This is a genomic window from Pseudarthrobacter sp. 1G09 (assembly GCF_050038305.1).
Lineage (GTDB): Bacteria > Actinomycetota > Actinomycetes > Actinomycetales > Micrococcaceae > Arthrobacter > Arthrobacter equi.
The window spans coordinates 883,060-902,859 of record NZ_CP188306.1; the positions used below are offsets into that span (position 1 = coordinate 883,060).

Below are 19,800 nucleotides of genomic sequence, written 5' to 3' on the forward strand. Positions count from 1 at the left end.
TGTCAGCACACCACCACCACCGCGGGAGTCTGCACCCATGGCCAAGGAACTTGCCACCCAACTCATCGAACAACTCCAGGCTGCCGGCGTGCAGCGGATCTATGGGATCGTGGGGGACAGCCTCAACCCCCTTGTGGACGCCGTCCGGCAAACCGGCGGTTCGGCCAAGGGCGGCATCGACTGGGTCCACGTCCGGCACGAGGAGGCCGCCGCCTTTGCAGCCGCCGCGGAGGCACAGCTCACGGGCCGCCTCGCCGTGTGCGCCGGTTCCTGTGGCCCCGGCAACCTGCACCTGATCAACGGGCTGTACGACGCCAACCGCAGCGGCGCCCCGGTGCTGGCCATCGCTTCCCACATCCCCAGCAAGCAGATTGGCAGCAGCTTCTTCCAGGAAACCCACCCGGACCGGCTCTTCAACGAATGCTCGGTCTACTCGGAACTGGTCAGCACCGCCGAGCAGGCACCGCGCGTCATGCACAGTGCCATCCAGCACGCGCTGGGACTGGGCGGAGTCGCCGTCGTGACCCTTCCCGGCGACATTGCCGGGCTCGAAGCCAGCGCGCCGACGCCGCTGCCTGCCACCTTCCGTCCCGCCAGCCTCGTCCCGGACCCGGCCAGCATCCAGGCCCTGGCGGACGCCATCAACGACGCCGGCAAGGTCGCCATTTTCGCGGGCGCCGGCGTCGAAGGTGCCCACAGTGAACTGATGGCACTCGCGGAACTCGCGAAGGCGCCCATCGGCCATTCCCTGCGCGGCAAGGACTTTGTCCAATATGACAATCCGTTCGATATCGGCATGACCGGGCTGCTGGGCTACGGCGCCGCCGCCGAGGGCATCGAGGACGCCGATCTCCTGGTCCTCCTGGGCACCGATTTTCCGTACGACCAGTTCCTGCCGGACACCCGGACTGCGCAGGTGGACCGGGTGGCGCACCGGCTGGGCCGGCGGACCGACGTCGACATTGCCGTGCACGGCGACGTGCTGCCAACCCTGCGCGCCCTGCTGCCCCTGGTGAAGGCAAAAAGGAGCCGCCGGTTCCTGGACCAGATGCTCAAGAAGCACGACCGGCTGATGAACAAGGCCGTGGGCGCCTACACCCGCAAGGTGGAGAAGAAGCAGCCCATCCACCCGGAATACGCGGCCTCCCTGCTGGACCAGATAGCCGCAGAGGACGCCATCTTCACCGCGGATACGGGCATGTGCAACGTCTGGACGGCACGGTACATCAACCCGCTGGGCACGCGGCGGCTGATCGGGTCCTTCCTGCACGGCTCCATGGCCAACGCCCTGCCGCATGCCATCGGCGCGCAGCTGGCGTACCCCGGGCGGCAGGTCATCTCTGTGTCCGGTGACGGCGGGCTGTCCATGCTGCTCGGTGAGCTCATCACCGCCGCCGCCTACAAGCTGCCTGTCAACGTGGTGGTGTTCAACAACTCCACCCTGGGCATGGTCAAGCTCGAGATGCTGGTGGACGGACTCCCCGATTTCGGGGTGGACGTGCCGGACGCCAACTACGCCGCCGTGGCCCAGGCGCTGGGCTTCCATGCTGTCCGCGTTACGGATCCCGCGCAGATCGAGGCGGCCTACCGGGAAGCGTTCGCGCACCCGGGCCCGTCGCTGGTGGAACTCATCACCGATCCCAAGGCGCTGTCCATTCCGCCCAAGATCTCAGGCTCGCAGGTCATCGGGTTTGCCACGGCCATGTCCAAGGTGGTCCTGAACAGGGGAGCGGGCGAGGCCGTCAGCATGGCCCGCAGCAACCTGCGGAACATCCCCCGGCGCTGACCCCTCCCGGACGCGCCATCAGATACCGCCTCTAGACCCGGAACGCGTCTGCATGGAGTGCAGACGCGTTCCGGATTTTCGTGCGAAAAGTGGTGGGGCGTTTTGGGGCTCTCTAGCGGGCGCCGCCCTGCCACAGGGCATCGAACGGTGCACCGGAGGCCACGCGGTTGCGGATGCCCTCGGTCACGAACGCCTTGGCTGTGCGCGCCGCCTCCAGCGGGGTGGCGCCCTTGGCGAGTTCGGCGGTCACGGCCGCCGCCAGCGAGCAGCCGGCGCCGGAGACGGCCACCTCGCCCACCTTCGGGGCGCTGAGGACTTCGAGGGTTTCGCCGTCAAAGAAGACGTCGACGGCGTCCGGGCCTTCCAGCCGCACCCCGCCCTTGGCCAGGACTGCTGCGCCGCTCAGTTCGTGGATGCGGACAGCGGCGGCCTTGAGGGACTCGACGTCGGTGATCTCCAAGCCACTGAGGGATTCTGCCTCAAAGTGGTTGGGGGTCACGAAGGTGGCCAGCGGCAGAATCTCGGCCTTCAGTGCCTGGTCCGTATCGAGGGCATGGCCGGGCTCCTGGCCCTTGCAGATCAGCACCGGGTCCAGCACCACGTTGCCGAAGTCGTTGGCCTTCAGGGAGCCGGCCACGGTGCTGATGGTGGCCGGGCTGCCCAGCATGCCGATCTTCACGGTGTCCAGCACTGAGGGAGCGCCCGACGCCGGTCCGTACGCCGCCGCCGTCGCCTCCAGTTGGTCGGCGATCACCTGCTGGTCCACCGGGACGAAGCGGTGGTTCCAGTTGTCCTTCGGGTCGAAGGACACGATGCAGGTCAGGTTGGCGATGCCGAAGACGCCCAGTTCCTGGAAGGTCTTCAGGTCGGCCTGGGCGCCGGCACCGCCCGTAGCTTCGGACCCTGCAATGGTGAGGACGACGGCCGGAGTGGCGGCGGAGGGCGATGCGCCCGTGGAAACGGAAGTCATCCCACCATCCTGCCATCCGGCGTCGTGCGTTGCCTTGTGTTGCTGAACAGGGGACGCGGCGCTTCCGTGTTCAGGCCGACAAGGGGTCCTGATGCCCTTCGGGATCCACACTGACCAGCCGCCAAACAGCCAGGCGGCCGATAGCCAGGGCGCCGCCCATCATGAGTGCCGCGGACAACATGAAGCCGGCGCTGGAACCGGACCAGGGCCTCAAGGCGGCGAGACCCGTGCCGATGAGTGCGCCCAGGCCGGCGAACGCGGCAACGTGCAGCCACTGGTTCCGTACGGGCTGGAGCAGGATTCCCAGCGGCGCCCCGGCGCAGAAGGCGAGGACCGTCGCCGGGATGGCTCCCCAGATAAGGGTTGCCAGGAACGTGGGCAGGAACCAGTTGCCGCCGTTCGTGACAGCTAATGCGATGGCCAGGCACAACAGGCTGGCCAGCGCGCCTGCAGCCAGGGCTGATGTACCCAGGACCACGCGGCGCGGCCTGGTCACACCCGTCCCTTGGCAACCTGCTGGAGCGCCCCGCCCAGTTCCGGCTGGCGGTAGATGAACCCGGCTGACAGGAGTTTTTGCGGCAGGACCCAGCGGCTCTTGAGCACGAGTTCCGTTTCGGTGCGGATCAACACGGCGCCCGCATGCAGGAGCCACGCGGGGGTGGGCAGGCCAAAGCGCTTCCCGTAGGCACGGCGGACCAGTCGCATCAGCTCGTGGTTGCTCACCACGTCCGGCGAAGCCACGTTGACTGGTCCGGTGATGTCCGTCCGGGCATGCAGGAAGCGCATGCACCGGTACAGGTCCTCCACGTGGATCCAGCTGAACTTCTGGTTGCCGTCGCCCATGTGTCCGCCCAGGCCCAGCCGTGCGAGGTTGGCGAGCGGCCGCAGCGCCCCGCCGCCGGGGCCGAGAACAATAGAGATCCGCAGCGGGATTTTCCGGGTTTTCGGCGTGGCTGCAGCATCCAGTGCGGTCTCCCAGGCGCGGGCCACGTCCACGGAAAATCCGGTGCCCGGCTCGCCGTCGTTCTCGGCTTGCGGCCGGTCCCGGGCGTCCCGGTAGATGGTCCCCGTACTGGCGTTCAGCCACGTCGACGGCGGTTCCTGGCACCGGGCGATGGCGCGGCCCAGTGCCTCGGTGGTCCGGACCCGTGACTCAAGAATCGAGGTCCGGTTCCGGGCGCTGTACCGGCAGGACACCGAGCGTCCGGCGAGGTTGACCACGAGGTCGGCGCCGTTGAGCACCCTGGTGAGGGCGTCGTCGTCGTTCCAGCTTGCCGAGGAACCCCCCGCTCCCTTGCGCCCGATGGTCCGTACGTCCCAGCCGTCCTGCTCGAAACGCGACCGAACGTATCTGCCGATGAAGCCCGAAGCGCCGGCGAGTACCACCGTCTTGGTTCTGCGCATTGTTCCCCCTTGTTGGTTTTCCACGATGTGTTGCCGCCTGCCTAACTGCGGACGCTGCGGCTGAGGTTGAGGACTTCATCCAGGACCCTGCCTACGCCTGGAACGCGGGCCAGCCCCAGTCCGCGGGCGATCAGCTGCGCTGCCCCATCCACCAGCCGCCTGGTGCGTTGCTGTCCGTCCGAAGTGTCGTAGACCCAAAACAGGGTGACGCCCATGTAGCAGAGCCACAGCAGCTCGGGCAGGTCGCCGCGCAGCTTCTTGGGAACAGCCGGCCGGGCGCCGTCCACGGCCTGCCGGAAAATCTCCAATGAGGCCTCCCGGGCGGGGGTGGAGGCTGTGGAGAACGGGTTGACGGGGGAGGTGGGGCGGATGGCCGTGGCCACAAAGTCGGCGCCGAACCGGTGGTAGGGAGCCATGACGTCCAGGCCTGCGTGGAGGACGGCCTTGAGCCGCTCTGCCAGCCCGCCCGTGGTGTCCAGCGCTCCGGCCGCGCGCTCGGCGTGCTCCATCTGGACCTGGACGTAGAGCTCGTGGACCAAGTCGTCCTTGGACTCGAAGTAGTAGTACGCATTGCCGGCAGAGACGCCTGCCTCGGCCGCGATGGCCCGCATGGTGGTCTTCTCGAAGCCGATTTCGCGGAACATCCGCAGGGCAACTTCTGCCAGTTTCTGCCGGGTCTGCTCACTCTTCGCAGCCAATTGTTCCCCCCAAATTTGAACGTGTTCAAGAATAAGTATCGCACATCTTTTGAACGTGTTCAGTTTCTGCTGTGCCCCCTCGCGCGTCCGTGGACGGTGGCGATGGGAGAATGGACTGACCCCAGTGCTAATACAGCCGGCGGCCCGGTTCCGCGGCCGCCGAGCGAACCACTCCGAACGGATCTCCTCCATGCCTGCTGCCCCAGGACACAACGCCGCGCCCCAAACCATCTCGCCGGGATCCCCTGCGAGATTCGCCTCGATAGGATCGCCGTATTTCGGCATCATGCTGGCCTTCATGTCGGTGGTGCTCATCCTGTCCAACATCGGTGCATCCAAGGGTGTGGCGATCGGTCCCATCGTGACGGACGGCGGCTTCTTCCTGTTCCCGCTCGCCTACATCCTGGGTGACGTCATCAGCGAGGTGTATGGCTTCAAGGTGGCCCGCAAGGCCATCCTCACCACGTTCGCACTGTCCGTCTTCGCGTCCCTCTGCTACTGGGTGATCATCGCCCTGCCCGGGTTCGACGACGAGTACGGCATCGCCAAACAGTCCGCGCTGGAGGGGGCACTCGGCCCCGTGCCGCAGATCGTGCTGGCCTCGCTCCTGGCGTTCCTCGCCGGCCAGACCATCAACTCGTGGATCCTGGTGAAGATGAAAGCGCGCACGGGCGAGAAGTCGCTGTGGGCCCGGCTGATGGGGTCCTCCGGGGCCGGTGAATTCGTGGACACCCTGATTTTCTGCAGTATCGCCGCGTCCGTCATCGGCATCACCGATGCCGGCATGTTCCTCAACTACGTGTTGGTGGGGTTCCTCTACAAGACGCTGGTGGAGTTCCTCTTCGTCCCCGTCACCGCCCTCGTTATCGGGTGGGTCAAGAAGCGCGAACCGAGCTACGGGGTTGCTGCCTCCTAGAGGCAGCTTGATTCTGCGGCCGCCTGGCCCGCCGATTCGACGGTTCCCTGCATGCTCGATGTTCCGAAGCCACGCGTAGGCAGGGAACCGTCGAAACGGGCGTAGAGGTCAGGGTTCGCAGTTTCTGGCGAACGCGCGCAGTACGCGATACTTGAACTCCGCCTCGCTGAAGAGATGTTTCCACTCGATCCGCAGTACGATCCAGCCGTCCTCGGTGAGTGCCTTTTCCCGCTGCCTTTCGTTGTAGATCACCTCGTCAGTTGGATGGAAGTCGAAGTACTTGGACTTGCCGTCGAATTCGAGTGCCACCTTGCGGGCAGGCCATGCGAAGTCCAAGCGATAGGTTCCGCTGGCCGTGTACACCGGAAACTGAAGGTCCGGCGTGGGAAGTTTCAGCCTGTGGATGAGTTCGCGGGTGAGGCTTTCGCCGGCTGACTCGGAGCGCGGATCCACCAGGTCAAGAGCCGTTCTGAGTGCCACTACTCCGTTGCGGCCTGCCAGTGCCGCGCATCTTTCCCGAAGGAGCGGGACGTCTGCGCCGAGCCTGGCGGCGTGATCCACCAGAATTACCGCCTGCCTGACGTTGAACATCATGCAGCAGTCCACCACTGTCCGTTCCAGCGAGCTGCACGGCAGGCCGTCAACGAGGGAAAGTTCACGTCGGTTAATTGTCCCCGTGTGGGCGGCAACGCCATATCCGTGGGAAATTCCGGAAGGGCGGCCCGGTTGCGTCAGGTGAACTGTGTCATCGACGTTCCAGAGATGGAGCCGGCGTAGGGCAGCGGCCGAGGTGTGGCTATAGACAAAACTTCCTGCCGACGTCGTCAGCGTTCCGTGTGCGTGGCCGTAATCGCGTTGACGACGGCGATCCGGCTCCGTCAAACCGTTCCACCAGTCACCGCGGGCGTAGCAGCCGCGGCGAATCCTGACCAACTGCCCGCTGCGCAACAGCGTGGAGATGGCCCGGGCGTTCAAACCCTGTTCCAGCAATTCGGCGGTCCGCCAGAAATTTGCCTGGCCAAAAGCAGGGATCCCAGTCATGGTTCAAGCGTTGCCGGAATGCCTCCCGCCGCCCAGCGCTGGATGCGGCTGTGTGGACAACGCCGTTTCGACGATTGGCTGCGCGCCCGATGTTGACACACGTCGAGTGAGCAGGGAACCGTCGAAACGGGTAGACACTGGCACGAGACGGCGGGAGGCCGCGACACTGCCCTTAGGAGTAGTAGTTGGCCAGGGTTTCGGCCTTGAAGTCGAAGAAGGTGCCGGACTCGATGGCCAGGCGGGCGTCGTCCACCATCTTCACGACGAACCGCTCGTTGTGGATGGAGATCAGCGTGGCCGACACCATTTCCTTGGCCTTGAACAGGTGGTGGATGTACGCCCGCGAGTAGTTCTGGCAGGTGTAGCAGTCACAGCCGTCCTGCAGAGGGCCGAAATCGCGCTTGTACTTGGCGCCGGACAGGTTGTAACGGCCGGTGGGGTGGTAGAACGCTGAGTTGCGGGCGACGCGGGTGGGGGAGACGCAGTCGAAGGTGTCGGCGCCGTTCTCGATGGCCGTGAAGATGTCATCCGGCTCCGAGATGCCCAGCAGGTGGCGTGGCTTGTCCTCGGGAAGTTCCTCGTTGCACCAGCGGACGATGGTGCCCAGGTTTTCCTTCTCCAGTGCCCCGCCGATCCCGAATCCGTCGAACGGCATGGCCCCCAGGTCGCGGCAGGCCTTCCGGCGCAGGTCCTCGTACTGGGCGCCCTGGATCACGCCGAACAGCGCCTGGTACGGCTTGCCCACCCGCTCGCCGGTCAGCCGGAAGTGCTCGGCGATGCACCTCTCGGCCCACAGCCGGGTGCGCTCCAGCGACTCCTCCTGGTAGCCGCGGGAGTTCTGCAGCGTGGTCAGCTCATCGAAGGCGAACATGATGTCCGCGCCGATCTGGTGCTGGACCTGCATGGAAATCTCGGGGGAGAAGCGGTGCCGGTCCCCGTTGAGGTGGGATTTGAACCAGACGCCGTCATCGTCGATGTGCGCCAGGCGTTCCTTGCCGGGCGCCACGGCATCGTCAGGTCCGGAGGCATCAACGGATTTCATGTCGATGACCTTCTTGAACCCCGAGCCCAGGCTCATCACCTGGAACCCGCCGGAATCGGTGAAGGTGGGGCCGGCCCAGTTCATGAAGGCGCCCAGGCCGCCGGCCTCGTCAAGGATGTCCGCGCCCGGCTGCAGGTAGAGGTGGTAGGCGTTGGCCAAAAGGGCCTGCGCGCCGAGGTCCGCCATGGACTCCGGCAGGACGGCCTTGACGGTGGCCTTGGTCCCGACGGCGATGAACGCCGGAGTGCGGATCTCGCCGTGCGGGGTGGTGATGGTGCCGGTGCGGCCCAGGAATTCGCCGACGTTCTCCGAGACCTGGGCGGCCGACGGCGGGCAGGATTCACTTAGCCGGGTCCCCACCGTGAACGAGAATGCGGACTGCTCCGCGGGAAGCGCAGGATCAGACGTGGTTGCGGGGGCGGGGTTGGCTGGCACCGTACCAGTGTGCCAGCAAACCGGCCGACACCAACAAAGCGGGCCCGCAGGTAAGCGCCCGGTCAGCCGAACGCCTCAGCCGGGCTCGCATTTCCGGCAACCAGCCCGTCAGCTGACCGGCTCCGATTCGGGGTACTGGGCCTGCCGCCACGAATCCCAGGAGGACCGGATGGCGTCCACCTTCGCGGCGCCCAGGCCGTACGTGGAGGCAATCACCATGGACCCGCCATCGGGCCGCAGGTCCTCGATGACCGGCTGGTCCGTCACCACCAGGAGCCCCTCGCCGTGCGCGGCGTAGTGGTGGACGGTGAGCCCCACCTGGTGGTTGCTGCGGTACCAGACCTTTCCGAAGATCTCCTCTCCGGTGGCCAGGGTGAGGCGGTAGTCCTCGCCCGGAGCCGGGACGTCGGTGAGGCCGAGCTTCTCAATCGCGGAGCCGGGGCCGCCCGGAAGCTGCAGGAACAGTGTGTGCCGCGTGCCATTGGGGTGGCGCTCCAGGGCGAAGCGGAGCTGCTGGAGGAACGTGAGCCACCCCTGGGTGATGTCCTCGTCCCAGGCAGCCCATTCGGAGTTGTGGTCCAGCGCCGCGCGGGTGACGTTGACCCGTGTCCCGCCGGCCACGGGATGCAGCTCGAACATGTCGCCGCCGTGCACGGTCAGGCTGGTGTGGTCCGGTGCTTCCTGCACATTGTCGGCGAAGTAGATTTCCTTGATTTCGGCGTCAAGGTCTTCGGCCTGCCAGCCATGCCACTGGGCCACCCGGGACGGTTCACGCAGCATGTTCCAGACCTGCGGTGCATCGGCGTTGATCACTACGCTGAGATTGTTCGTCATAGCCCCGAATCTACAACTCAGTCCGGGGCCCGGGTAGGGCTAATTTATTCAGGCGCGGACGGCCTCAAGTTCGTTGCCGATCCGGCGCTCCAGCTCGGACATGCCGATGGTTTCGGACCCGCCGTGCGCCCGCAGGAACAGCAGCGACTCCAGCCGCAGCAGCCGCCATTCACGCTCGGCGTCGTGGTTGGAGTTGTCGATGGAACGGAAGATTTCCTTGTCGTACAGGTTGGGCTCGTTGAGCGAGCGCTGCCGTACCTTGGCTGCCATCCGGGCCTTGAACGGATCCGTTTCCTGGCTTTCCGGGGTGCGGATGAGTTTCTCGTACACCGCCGCGCGTTCGTCCTGGCCGCCCTGCCGGCAGATGTAGCTGGCCAGCGCCAGGGATGCCTCCACGGATGCCCAGCGCCCGGGGTTTCCGTCGTAGGGCAGGACCGTGAGGAGGTCAGCGATGGACAGCGCTGCCTCCGCGTCCTTCAGCGCGACGAACAGTTCGTGCGCGAGGTCGGTGAGGTCCTTCAGGCAGCTGCCCGACTTGAAGTTCACGCCCTTGGACAGGCGGTCCGTCAGCAGCAGGACGCCCACGGCATCCGGGTGCGCTTCAGCAGCGGCTTCCACCACGGACTCCGGGGTGCCGTCCGGGGTGGGGATCAGCGCCAGTTCCTCTTCGCTGGGCCCGTTGGCAGCCGGCGGAGCCGCCGGAAGGGGAGGTACGACGACGGCGGGCACCGGGGCGTTGGTGGCCGGCTCACCGCCGGGCTGCTCCTGCCCGGGTTCCGTGCCAGCCGCGGCACTGGCCGGGTGCGTGGCCTCCGGCACCGGGGTGTCCGCCGCCGTGGCAGCCGGAACGCCGGCAACGGCCCGCGGAAGGTGCGTGACGGCGTCGTGCGCTGAGTCAACGAGGGTGACTGTGCTGCCGGCGGCGATGCGGAGGGTTCCCCCTCCGGTCAGGCTGGCGAGGACCAGGGCAGGCACGCCAAAGTCATCCCGCTGCAGCTCCAGCTGGTGGATTTCCGCTGTCCGTTCACCGCCGGGCAGGAGGATGTGGCTGCCGGTGGTCAGTGATCCAGCCTGCTGCTCGCGATATTGCCGGGCCGGTGTTTCGGTCATGGGAGTCCTTAAGTTCTCTTGCGGTCCGCCCTACAGTCTACAAAGGCGGGTGCCTGAAACCGGGGACCCCCACGTCCCGGCGGGATGTCAGAAGCCGACGCCCGCGAAAGCCAGTGCCTGGCGGATGAGGCCGCCGCGGCCGCCGCTGAACTCCAGCTGGACACCCGGGCTGAGGACTTCGTCAGGGGTCATCCATGTCAGTTCCAGGGCGTCCTGGCGCGGTTCGCATTCGCCGGTGACCGGGATGACGTAGGCCAGGGACACGGCGTGTTGCCGCTCATCGGTAAAACCGGTCTGGGACGGTGCCGGGAAGTATTCGGCCACGGTGAACGGCACCGGGCTGATGGGCAGCTGCGGGAACGCGAGGGGGCCCAGGTCCTTTTCCATGTGCCGCAGCAGTGCGGCGCGGATGGTTTCCCGGTAGATCACCCGGCCGGACACCAGGGACCGGACCATGGTGCCGTCGTCGTCGGCCTGCAGCAGCGTGCCCACTTCGTTGACGTAACCCAGCGGGTCCAGCCTGACCGGGACCGCTTCCACATAAACCATGGGCAGCCGGCCCCGCGCCTCAAAGAGGTCTTCTTCGGAGAGCCAGCCGGGATTCGGGTCAGGGGTGCGCACGTTCATGGTTAAGTTCTACCCCATGGGGCGGCGCTCGGAGATCCACACCGTGGCGGGCACGCTGGCGGCGAACACGGTGGCGTCCGGGTTGGCCACGTGCAGGGTGCTGCCAAACGCTTCCTCCGTCACGCTCACCTGGAACCCCGCGGAGGCGAGCCGTTCCCGCACCGGTTCCAGGCCGCCGTGGTACTCGAAGCCCAGCCCTGAACGGGACGGCCCGGTGGCCGGGCGGACCATCAGGACTCCACCGTTCTTGGCGGTGAAGTCGGCGGTTTCGTCGTCGTCCGGCACGGGCCGCGGGCGGGCGCCGACGTGGCGCAGCGTCCGGACGGCGCCGTCGGCGTCCTGGGTGAACCAGACCGCGACGACGGCCAGCGCCTGATCGGCGTCGACTCCCTGGGTGCCGTGCCCGGCAGGGTCCGCGAGGAAGCTGAAACCGTCCGGCCCGGTAATCCGGCAAGCGTCACCGTGGTCCGCGGTGACCCGTTCTGCGGGGGTGCTGCCGTCCTCTGCCGCGGACTCATTGGTGCGCCGGGCGAATTCCGCAAGGTCGCCCACCTCCACCCCAAGGGTGGTGGTGCCGTCCAGCGGATCTCCCTCGGGGACGCTGTGCAGGGCCAGCCGCCCGGCCGCGGAGTCGAACACGCGGAAGCCGCCGTCCCCTTCGGTCAGGACCAGCCCCAACGCCGTGAGGAACCGTTCCCAGTGGTCGATGCGTGAGGTGAAATGCAGGGGGCGGACGCGGAGCATTTGGGGGTCCTTAAGCTCGGAATCGGGGGTATACGCCCATGATGGCACAGGGCCCGCCGGCGCCGCGCCGGCGGACGTGACTGTTGGGCTGGTGCATTCGCGGGCGGTGGTGCCGGCCCTGTGATGTCGGAGGGCGGGAGCACAATAGGGCCATGGCTGTTGAACTCGACGAACTGCTGGTGCCTGATGCCGCTGCCTGGCGCGCCTGGCTTGAGGAGAACCATCGGAGCAGCCCGGGGGTGTGGCTGGTGCTGAATAAGAAGGGCGGCACGGTGACGGAACTCGACTATGCCGCGGCGCTGGACGAGGCCCTGTGCTTTGGCTGGATCGACGGGCAGGGCAGGAGGCGCGACGACGAAACTTCCTTCCAGCGCATGACCCACCGGGGTCCACGGAGCCCTTGGTCCGCCCGGAATGTGGGCCACATTGCCCGGCTGGAGGAGGCGGGCAGGATGACCGAGGCCGGCAGGCAGGCCGTGGAGTCTGCGAAAGCGGATGGCCGCTGGGACAACGCCTACGGCGGGCAGGCCACGGCCGAAGTTCCCGAGGACCTGGCCGCCGCTATTGCCGCGGTTCCGGCAGCGCAGGCGATGTTCGATGTCCTGACCAGGACCAACCGTTTTGCCTTGATCTACCGGACCAACTCGGTGAAGCAGGCGGCCACGCGGGAGCGGAAGATCGCGGGATTCGTTGAGATGCTGGCCCGCGGCGAGGCACCGTACCCGCAGAAGAAGCGTCCCGGGGACGCTCCGCAGCCCTAAGCGGGCCATAGACCCATGTCCCTGTAGCAGGTGGTGCCAAACCGTTACGCCACTGACGTGCGGCGATGCCTGCGCAGTTGGGTTCCGGGCAGCGGACCGGTAAATTTGATGGCTTACTTGCGCTGGTGCCGTTCCCCTGCCCGGGGGACGGCACTTGCGCGTTCAGCGACGGATTGAAACCATGCCCCCAGAATCACCCCGTACTGTCCTCCCTGCGCTGGCCACGGCTGTGAAGCGCCGCCCCGTCCTGTGGGCCGCGGTGGCTGTGGCGGCCGTCGTCGTGCTGGTCCTCTCCCTGGTCCTGGCCGGGCAGGCGCGCACCGGCCCGGAAGCCACGGCCGGGCGGGTGCTGGACGGGGTGGCGGCCGCCCAGGAGGCGTCGAAGGACCGGTCCGGCGGTTACGCCACGCTGTGGCTCAAGGGCAATGACCGAACGCTGTTCGAGCGCGGGGAAGAAGTCCCGGCGGACGGCGCAGAGGATGTCCGGAGCATCGAGTGCGGCGCAGGCTGGCTAGCCGGGGCGCGGGTGGAAGGCAAGGTCTACCTGCGGAGCAGCGCATCGGACACGGTGTCCGCGGACGCCGGCAGTCTCCGGTTGCCGGACTGCATCAGCGCGGAGGCCCGCGACGCCCTCCTTACGGATTTGGGCAACAGCAGGACTTTCCCGGCGCCCGACGCCGCCGCGCTCGCGGCCCCGGCGAAGGATCCCGGCTACCGGCCCGCCTACCACCTCGCCCCGGACCAGCGCTGGATGAACGACCCGCAGCGGCCGTTCCTCAAGGACGGGCTCTGGCACTACTACTACCTCTACAACGCCGACTACCCGGAAGGGAACGGCACCGAGTGGTTCCACGCCACCAGCACCGACCTGGTGCACTGGAAGAACGAGGGCGTTGCCATCGGGAAGTTCCGCAACGGACTGGGCGACATTGAGACGGGCTCAGCGGTGGTGGACGCCGAGGGCACCGCAGGCTTCGGCAAGGGCGCCGTGATCGCCGTCCTCACGCAGCAGGATGCCGGCGTGCAGCGCCAGTCGCTGTTCTACTCCACGGACAACGGCTACAGCTTCACGAGCTACGACGGCAATCCCGTCATGGACAACCCCGGGGCCGAGCACTGGCGAGACCCGCGGATCGTGTGGGACGACGCGAACAAGCGGTGGCTCATGCTGCTCGCCGAAGGCCACAAGATCGGCTTCTATACCTCGCCGGACCTGAAGAAGTGGACGTACGTTTCCGCGTTCGAGCAGGACGGTATGGGCATTCTGGAATGCCCGGACTTCTTCCAGATGGACGTGGACGGGGACCCCGCCAAGCGCACCTGGGTCCTCGCCGCCGGCGCCAACGGGGCGGGGGAAGGCCGCACCACCGGCCTGGCGTACTGGACCGGAAGATTTGACGGGGAGGCCTTCACGCCGGAGGGCGGCCACCAGTGGCTCGACGACGGCGCGGACTTCTACGCCGCCGTCACCTGGGACGATCCCCGCCTGACGGACGCCCAGCGCAAGGCCTCCCGGCATGCCATCGGCTGGATGAACAACTGGGCCTACGCCCGGGACCTGCCCACGGAAGGCTGGTTCGGTGCGGCGTCCGTGGTGCGGGACATCCGTTTGGAGTCCGACGGCGGCCGCCCGGCTTTGGTCTCGGCACCCACCCCGGCGCTGCAGTCGCTGGAGGGGGAGGCCGGCGAGGTGCCGGCAGGGAGCCTGGGCGCCGGGAAGGCACTGCCGGTTCCGGAGAGCGACGCGTTCAAGGTGGACGTTGAGCTGGAAAAGCCCGCCAACGGAGCGGGGGAAGCCCGGGTCCTCCTGCAAAGTGCCGGGAAGACTTACGCCACCGTGGGCTACGACTTCAGGGCAGGCAGGGCGTTCGTGGCCCGCGACGGGGATGCTGTCGCCACCGCCGAGTCCAAGGTGGACGCGGCCTACAGCCAGGTCCGGACCGGAGCCGGCGGTTCATCCGGGCCTGCAAGGGCAGCGGGTTCCGGCAGTGACACGGTGCACTTGACCGTGTACGTGGACCGGTCCTCGGTAGAGGTTTTCGCGGACGGGGGCCGGCAGACGCTGACGTCCCTGGTGTTCCCGCCGGCCGGTGCCAAGGAGGTCCGGCTGGCAGCGGACGGCGGCGACGTGACCGTGCGGAAGGGCACCGTCACGCCGCTGGCCTCGATCCGCTAGGACTTTACGGGGACAGCGCCGCCTGCTGCCGGGCCCTGCGGCTCGGCGGGAAACGCCACGCCTTCGCCCACGACGCGGAGGCAAAGTTCCATGCCCGGCCGGGCGATGGAGGCGTTCCAGTGGCGGATGGTGATGATTTCCCCGCCGCCGGGATAGCGGTGGTCGGAGCGCCCGGCCAGTTCGGGCGGGACGGCCAGCTTCAGCCGGACGGTGGTTTCCGGGCCGAAGTAGTCAGTGTCCACCACCACGCCGCGGATGTCGCCGTCCTCGGCGATCCGGATCTGCTCCGGCCGGAGCATGAGCTGCACCGGGCCCTGGGCCGGCGGCCGGCGGACGGGGATGCCGCCCAGCGAGCAGGTGGCCAGCGAACCTTCCATCCAGGCGTCCAGGATGACGGCGTCCCCCAGGAACTCCGCCGTGGCCCGGTCCGCGGGGCGGGTGTACACCACGAACGGGTTGCCGATCTGGGCCAGCTTTCCGCCGCGCATGACGGCCACCTGGTCCGCGAAGGACAGTGCTTCGGCCTGGTCGTGCGTGACCAGGATGGTGGTGACCCCGGCCTCGGCGAGGACCTTTGCCACGGCCCGGCGGGTGGCGACGCGCAGCCCGGCGTCGAGCGCGGAGAACGGTTCGTCGAGGAGCATGAGTTCCGGTTCGCGGGCCAGCGCCCGGGCCAGTGCGACGCGCTGCTGCTGGCCGCCGGAGAGCTGGTGGGGCCGGCGCTTGGCCATGGCCGGGTCCAGCGACACCATTTCCAGGAGGTCGCTGACGCGGCCCGCCACGGCGCGGCGGCCGCCGGACAGTTTGGCGGTGTCCAGTCCAAAAGCGATGTTCTGCCCCACCGTAAGGTGCGGGAAGAGCGCGCCGTCCTGCGCCACGTAGCCGATGTGGCGCTTGTGGGCGGGGACCCAGACGCCGTCGCCGGCCACGGTGTCGCCGTTCAGGGCGATGCTGCCGGCCAGCGGGTGTTCGAACCCGGCAATGAGCCGCAGCAGCGTGGTCTTTCCTGAACCGGAGGGGCCCACAATGGCCGTGGTGCCGCCCTTGGACACGGCCAGGTTGACGCCCTTCAGAACCTCCTGCGGGCCGAAGTTCTTGGTGACATCGGTGATCTGCAGGTGCGGGTTGGTACTGGCCGCCACCGACGGGGAGACCCGGGGCTCCGGCAACCTCGATGTGGATGGTGCTGTCACTGTCCGGCTACTTTCTTGGACTGTTGGAAGAGGAGGTAGGTCATCGGTGCGGAGAGCAGGATCATCAGCAGCGCATAGGGGGCGGCGCCGGCGTAGTCGATCTCGCTGCTCTTGCTCCAGAACTCGGTGGCGAGGGTGCGGGTGCCGTTGGGGGACAGCAGCAGCGTGGCCGTCAGCTCATTGGCGATGGCCAGGAACACCAGGGCTGCGCCGCCGGCGGCCGCTGGCGCGGTGAGCCGGAGGGTTACCCGGATGAACGATGCGAGCGGCGGCTTGCCCAGAGACTGCGCGGCCTCGTCCAGTTCCTTGGGCGCCTGGGCCAGGCCGGCGCGGAGGCTGACCAGGGCACGCGGCAGGAACAGCAGCACGTAGGCTGCCACGAGCACGCCGGCGGTCTGGTACACGCCCGGAACCAGCCGGATGCTGACCGTGACGAAGGCCAGGCCCACCACAATGCCCGGCAACGAGCTGGTGATGTAGTTGGACAGCTCGAGGGACTTGCTGAACCAGCCGGGATGCCGGACTGCCAGGTAAGCCATGGGGAAGGCCACCACGATGGTGGCCGCCGCGCCGGCAAGGCCGTAGCCCAGGGTGGCCAGAAGGGCGGGGAGGAACTCGTCGGCAGCCCAGGCCGGGGCCCCGCCGAGAGCGGTCCAGCGCAGGACGAAGAACAGCGGAAGTCCCAAAGCCAGTGCCGTCAGTGCCAGGAGGAACAGCTGGGACGGCAGCTGGTACACGCACAAGGGCAGCCGCAGCGCCCGGCCCTGGGCGCCCGGCCCGATCCGGGCGTACCGGGCGGTGCCGCGGCTCCGGACTTCGGCCACCAACAGGAGCAGGCAGAAGAACACCAGGACGCTGGCCAGCATGTTCCCTGCGGCGCCGTTGAAGGTGGATTGGTACTGCACCATGATCGCGGTGGTGAACGTGTCGAACCGGATCATCGCGAAGGCGCCGTATTCGGCCAGCAAGTGCAGCGAAACCAGCAGCGCGCCGCCGGTCATCGCGATGCGGAGCTGGGGGAGCACGACGCGGAAGAATGTGGCCCAGTTGCCCAGGCCCAGGGCGGCGGCGGACTGTTCGATGGCCGGGTCCAGCCGGCTCAGGGACGCCGCTGCCGGAATGTAGACCAGGGGGAAATACGAGAGCGTGGCGATCAGGACGCCGGACCACAGCCCGCCCATCGAGGGCACCGCCGAGACCCAGGCGTAGCTGTTGACGAACGCCGGGATGGCCAGCGGGGCGGCCAGGAGGACCGCCCAGATCCGGTGGCCGCGGAGGCTGGTGCGCTCCACCAGCCAGGCGCCCGCCACGCCCAGCAGCAGGCAAAGGGGCACCGTGATGATGGTCAGCAGCAGCGTGTTCAGCAGCAGCTCCAACACGCGCGGCCGGAAGATCAGCGCGACGGCGGTGTCCCAGCCGGTTGCCACCGTCATGTAGGCCACATACCCCAGGGGAACGAGGGAGAACAAGGCGATCAGCACCGCCACGATGGACACTGCGGAAACGCCGAAAGGCGGGCGGGGGCGCTTGCCCCGGCCCGCCGTCGTCGTGCTCCCGCCCGAAGGGGGAGCCGATAGATCGGTGGTCACGGAATTAGAGGAGTCCTGCCTTGGTCATCAGGTCGGTGACCTTCTCGGAGTTGAGCTTCGCGGCGTCCACCGTGGGGGCCTGCAGGTCCTTGATAGGGACCAGCTTGTCGTTGGCGGGAACGTCGGAGGCGATGGCGTACTCGAAGGACGTGCCGGTCTTCAGGACCTCCTGGCCCTTCTTTCCGGTGACGAACTTCAGGAATTCCTGCGCGGCCGCAGCGTTCTTGGAGGACTTCAGCACGCCGCCGCCGGAGACGGACAGGAACGCGCCCGGGTCCTGGTTCTTGAAGTAGTACGGCGTGACGTTCTTGGAGTTCTCGCCGGTCTTCGCCTGGTCGCCGTAGTAGTAGTAGTGGTAGATCAGGGCGGCATCCACTTCACCGGCGTTGACGGCCTTCATGGCGGTGCTGTTGCCCTTGTAGGCCTTGAAGTTCTCTTTCATGCCCTGCAGCCATTCCTCGGTGGCGTCTTCGCCCTTGAGTTCCAGCAGTGCAGAGACGATGGCCTGGAAGTCCGCGCCGGTGGGCGAGGCGGCCCACTTGCCCTTCCATTCCGGCTTGGCCAGGTCAAGCATCGACTTGGGGAGCTGGTCCTCGGAGATCTTGGTCTTGTCGTAGACCAGGACGGTGGAGCGTGCGGCGATGCCGGTCCACTTGCCGGTGGAGGGCTGGAATTCCGTGGGGACCTGCTCCAGGGTGGCCTTGTCCACATCGGCGAACAGGTCGGCGTTTTCCACCTGCGTCATGGCGGGGGAGTTTTCCGTGAGGAAGACATCGGCGGGGGAGGCCTGTCCTTCCTGGATGATCTGGTTGGACAGCTCGGTGTCCGACCCCTGGCGCATGGTCACCTTGATGCCGGTCTCCGCCGTGAAGGCGTCAACCCATTCCTTGGTGAGGCTTTCGTGCTGGGCGTTGTACACGGTGATTTCGCCGGATGCCCCGGCGGCGCTGCCGGATGCGGAGGACGTAGCTGCGGGCGTGGTGCTGCCGCCACAGGCAGTCAGGCCGAGGACAGCGGACGCGGCAAGGGAGATGCCGGCCAGGGCGCGGTTGCGGATCTTCATTGAGGAGCTGCTTTCTGGGAAATGTCAGGGGGACCGGTGGTGCCGGTCCATGTGGGCCGTGGGGAAGGGCCCTCGCAAAACTGTAGGGTAGGCAATCCTAAGCAGCCACAGGGAAAGCGCTTAAGGTGACCAGCATCACAATAATTACGGAAGTGTGGCATGACTTAATTCTAGGGCGCAGTGAGCAGCGCGGCGGCTTCGATCGTCATCCAGGCCTGCAGCTGGGTGGAAAGTTCGACGGCGGCGCCCGCCGGGTAGGTGCGCGCGGCGGGTGTGTTGGCGTGCGGGGAAAAGACGCTGGCGTCCGGCATCGCCCGGGCTGATTCGCCGGGCTCCACGGTGCGGCGGCCGTCCCAGAACGCCTCTGCCGTGTCGGTGACCAGGCGGGCGGCGGTGCGGCGTGTCCCTTCGGGGAGCCGGGCGTCCCTCGCGGCCAGCGCCAGGTACCGGCACAGGATGCCGGTGAAGAGGCCGCCGTCGCCCGTTCCTTCGCAGCGGAGCACGCTGCCGTGTCCCGGTGTGGATGCGGCGACGGTCAGCAGTCGCTCCACCCCGTCCACCACCGAGGCCGCCCTGGCCAGGTTGGCGCCTCCGCCCAGTTCGAGCAGCGCGCCCAGCGCCGGCCCCTGGTTGTAGGTGTAAACGGTGCGCTCCACCAACACCTCCCCTGCCGTGCCGGCGCGCGCCCCATCGAGGTACAGGTGCTGATCCGCGTCGAACAGCGTGGCGTCCAGCCAGTCGATCAGCGCCTGGGCCTTGGCCGTCTCGCCGGTGCGGGCGTAGTACAGCGCCACGGGGCCGTTGGCCGGGGTGTTCTTGAAGTCCCGCTTCTTGCTCCAGAACACGCCGCCGCCCAGGTCGTCGGTTCCGGCGGCATCGAACTGCAGGGTCAGGGAACGGCGGACCCGCGCGTTGCGGCCTCGTCCCGGCCTCCGGGTTTCCTCGGCGAGCCTGTCGAGGCGGTGGGTGGCAAGGGCCAGCCACGCCATATCGTCGTAGTAGTTGTTGACCACTGTGAAGGCGTTGCGCAGCCGGATGCCCGTCACCAGGCGGGACGCCAGGCGGCCGGCGCTGGGATTGGCGGCCCCGTTGAACCGCACCGCCGGTGTGGCGCCGCTTCCCAGCTCCCGCCGGCCGGTGTCCACCAGGCAGTCGACATAGTGTGCCTGCCACCAGTAGTGCCAGGGGTTGAGCAGCGCCGTGCCTTCGGCGAGGGTGCGCAGCTTCCCGCGCCAGCCGTGCGCCTGCCGGCCGCCCTGCCAGGTCACCGCCGCCAGGTGCGTATTCGGCAGGAACAGCAGCCTGCGGCCGAACAGCGCGGTGACGGACTGTGCTGCATGGTTGGCACGCTGCTGCCAGTCGGGAGTGGAGGCATCACTGGACGTCATGGGCCCAGCCTAGCCATGCTTCC

18 protein-coding genes are annotated in these 19,800 nt (G+C 67.6%); 4 read left to right on the top strand and 14 right to left on the bottom strand.

The window, feature by feature from the left end; all coding sequences use genetic code 11:
• Nucleotides 1-37: 37 nt before the first annotated feature.
• Complete coding sequence (locus ACP3TD_RS04215) at nt 38-1,786, top strand: pyruvate dehydrogenase (RefSeq protein WP_426765696.1); 1,749 nt, start codon at nt 38-40, stop codon at nt 1,784-1,786.
• A 112-nt stretch (nt 1,787-1,898) separates the two neighbouring features.
• Here ACP3TD_RS04215 and ACP3TD_RS04220 read toward each other — a convergent pair whose 3' ends face one another.
• The 4 genes from ACP3TD_RS04220 to ACP3TD_RS04235 all read right to left on the bottom strand — a co-directional run bounded on the left by ACP3TD_RS04220 (nt 1,899) and on the right by ACP3TD_RS04235 (nt 4,858).
• A complete protein-coding gene (locus ACP3TD_RS04220) occupies nt 1,899-2,756 on the bottom strand; it encodes a hydroxymethylpyrimidine/phosphomethylpyrimidine kinase (protein WP_426765697.1) in 858 nt (285 codons plus the stop codon).
• Between the two features lie 70 nt (nt 2,757-2,826).
• Nucleotides 2,827-3,252 carry a hypothetical protein gene (locus ACP3TD_RS04225; RefSeq protein ID WP_426765698.1) on the bottom strand — a complete coding sequence of 142 codons (426 nt, stop codon included), beginning with the start codon at nt 3,250-3,252 and terminating at the stop codon, nt 2,827-2,829.
• Nucleotides 3,249-4,160 (bottom strand): TIGR01777 family oxidoreductase, encoded by a 912-nt coding sequence (locus tag ACP3TD_RS04230; protein ID WP_426765699.1) that lies wholly within the window; start codon nt 4,158-4,160, stop codon nt 3,249-3,251. Before ACP3TD_RS04230 ends, ACP3TD_RS04225 begins: the two co-directional genes overlap by 4 nt.
• A gap of 41 nt (nt 4,161-4,201) precedes the next feature.
• Nucleotides 4,202-4,858: a TetR/AcrR family transcriptional regulator gene (locus ACP3TD_RS04235; RefSeq protein WP_426765700.1), complete on the bottom strand. Its 657-nt coding sequence runs from the start codon at nt 4,856-4,858 to the stop codon at nt 4,202-4,204.
• Between the two features lie 190 nt (nt 4,859-5,048).
• Between ACP3TD_RS04235 and ACP3TD_RS04240 the strand changes: the two genes are divergently transcribed.
• Entirely contained in the window at nt 5,049-5,774 is a 726-nt protein-coding gene (locus ACP3TD_RS04240) for a queuosine precursor transporter (protein WP_426765701.1), read from the top strand.
• A gap of 108 nt (nt 5,775-5,882) precedes the next feature.
• Here the strand turns inward: ACP3TD_RS04240 and ACP3TD_RS04245 are convergent, their stop codons facing one another.
• The 6 genes from ACP3TD_RS04245 to ACP3TD_RS04270 form a co-directional block, all read right to left on the bottom strand.
• Nucleotides 5,883-6,815: a type IV toxin-antitoxin system AbiEi family antitoxin domain-containing protein gene (locus ACP3TD_RS04245; protein ID WP_426765702.1), complete on the bottom strand. Its 933-nt coding sequence runs from the start codon at nt 6,813-6,815 to the stop codon at nt 5,883-5,885.
• A gap of 172 nt (nt 6,816-6,987) precedes the next feature.
• On the bottom strand, nt 6,988-8,292 hold the full coding sequence (tgt, locus tag ACP3TD_RS04250) for a tRNA guanosine(34) transglycosylase Tgt (RefSeq protein WP_426765703.1): 1,305 nt from the start codon (nt 8,290-8,292) through the stop codon (nt 6,988-6,990).
• Between the two features lie 108 nt (nt 8,293-8,400).
• A complete protein-coding gene (locus tag ACP3TD_RS04255) occupies nt 8,401-9,126 on the bottom strand; it encodes an SRPBCC family protein (protein ID WP_426765704.1) in 726 nt (241 codons plus the stop codon).
• Nucleotides 9,127-9,174: 48 nt separating this feature from the next.
• Nucleotides 9,175-10,236, bottom strand: a complete 1,062-nt coding sequence (locus ACP3TD_RS04260; protein ID WP_426765705.1) for a DUF6707 family protein — start codon at nt 10,234-10,236, stop codon at nt 9,175-9,177.
• Between the two features lie 87 nt (nt 10,237-10,323).
• Nucleotides 10,324-10,863 carry an NUDIX hydrolase family protein gene (locus ACP3TD_RS04265; RefSeq protein WP_015935952.1) on the bottom strand — a complete coding sequence of 180 codons (540 nt, stop codon included), beginning with the start codon at nt 10,861-10,863 and terminating at the stop codon, nt 10,324-10,326.
• A gap of 9 nt (nt 10,864-10,872) precedes the next feature.
• Entirely contained in the window at nt 10,873-11,607 is a 735-nt protein-coding gene (locus tag ACP3TD_RS04270; protein WP_426765706.1) for a VOC family protein, read from the bottom strand.
• 152 nt (nt 11,608-11,759) lie between these two features.
• Here ACP3TD_RS04270 and ACP3TD_RS04275 point away from each other — a divergent pair, with 152 nt between their 5' ends.
• A complete protein-coding gene (locus ACP3TD_RS04275; protein ID WP_426765707.1) occupies nt 11,760-12,368 on the top strand; it encodes a YdeI/OmpD-associated family protein in 609 nt (202 codons plus the stop codon).
• A 181-nt stretch (nt 12,369-12,549) separates the two neighbouring features.
• Complete coding sequence (locus ACP3TD_RS04280; RefSeq protein WP_426765708.1) at nt 12,550-14,544, top strand: glycoside hydrolase family 32 protein; 1,995 nt, start codon at nt 12,550-12,552, stop codon at nt 14,542-14,544.
• On the opposite strand, the gene ACP3TD_RS04285 is transcribed toward ACP3TD_RS04280, so the two are convergent.
• The 4 genes from ACP3TD_RS04285 to ACP3TD_RS04300 form a co-directional block, all read right to left on the bottom strand.
• Nucleotides 14,541-15,737, bottom strand: a complete 1,197-nt coding sequence (locus tag ACP3TD_RS04285) for an ABC transporter ATP-binding protein (RefSeq protein ID WP_426765709.1) — start codon at nt 15,735-15,737, stop codon at nt 14,541-14,543. The two genes, ACP3TD_RS04280 and ACP3TD_RS04285, sit on opposite strands and share 4 nt — an antisense overlap.
• The gene (locus ACP3TD_RS04290) at nt 15,734-17,326 is read right to left on the bottom strand and encodes an ABC transporter permease (protein ID WP_426765710.1); all 1,593 of its coding nucleotides are present in this window, start codon (nt 17,324-17,326) and stop codon (nt 15,734-15,736) included. Before ACP3TD_RS04290 ends, ACP3TD_RS04285 begins: the two co-directional genes overlap by 4 nt.
• Nucleotides 17,327-17,330: 4 nt before the next feature.
• Nucleotides 17,331-18,389: an iron ABC transporter substrate-binding protein gene (locus ACP3TD_RS04295; RefSeq protein ID WP_091718108.1), complete on the bottom strand. Its 1,059-nt coding sequence runs from the start codon at nt 18,387-18,389 to the stop codon at nt 17,331-17,333.
• A gap of 170 nt (nt 18,390-18,559) precedes the next feature.
• A complete protein-coding gene (locus tag ACP3TD_RS04300) occupies nt 18,560-19,777 on the bottom strand; it encodes a glycoside hydrolase family 76 protein (RefSeq protein ID WP_426765711.1) in 1,218 nt (405 codons plus the stop codon).
• Nucleotides 19,778-19,800 lie beyond the last annotated feature (23 nt).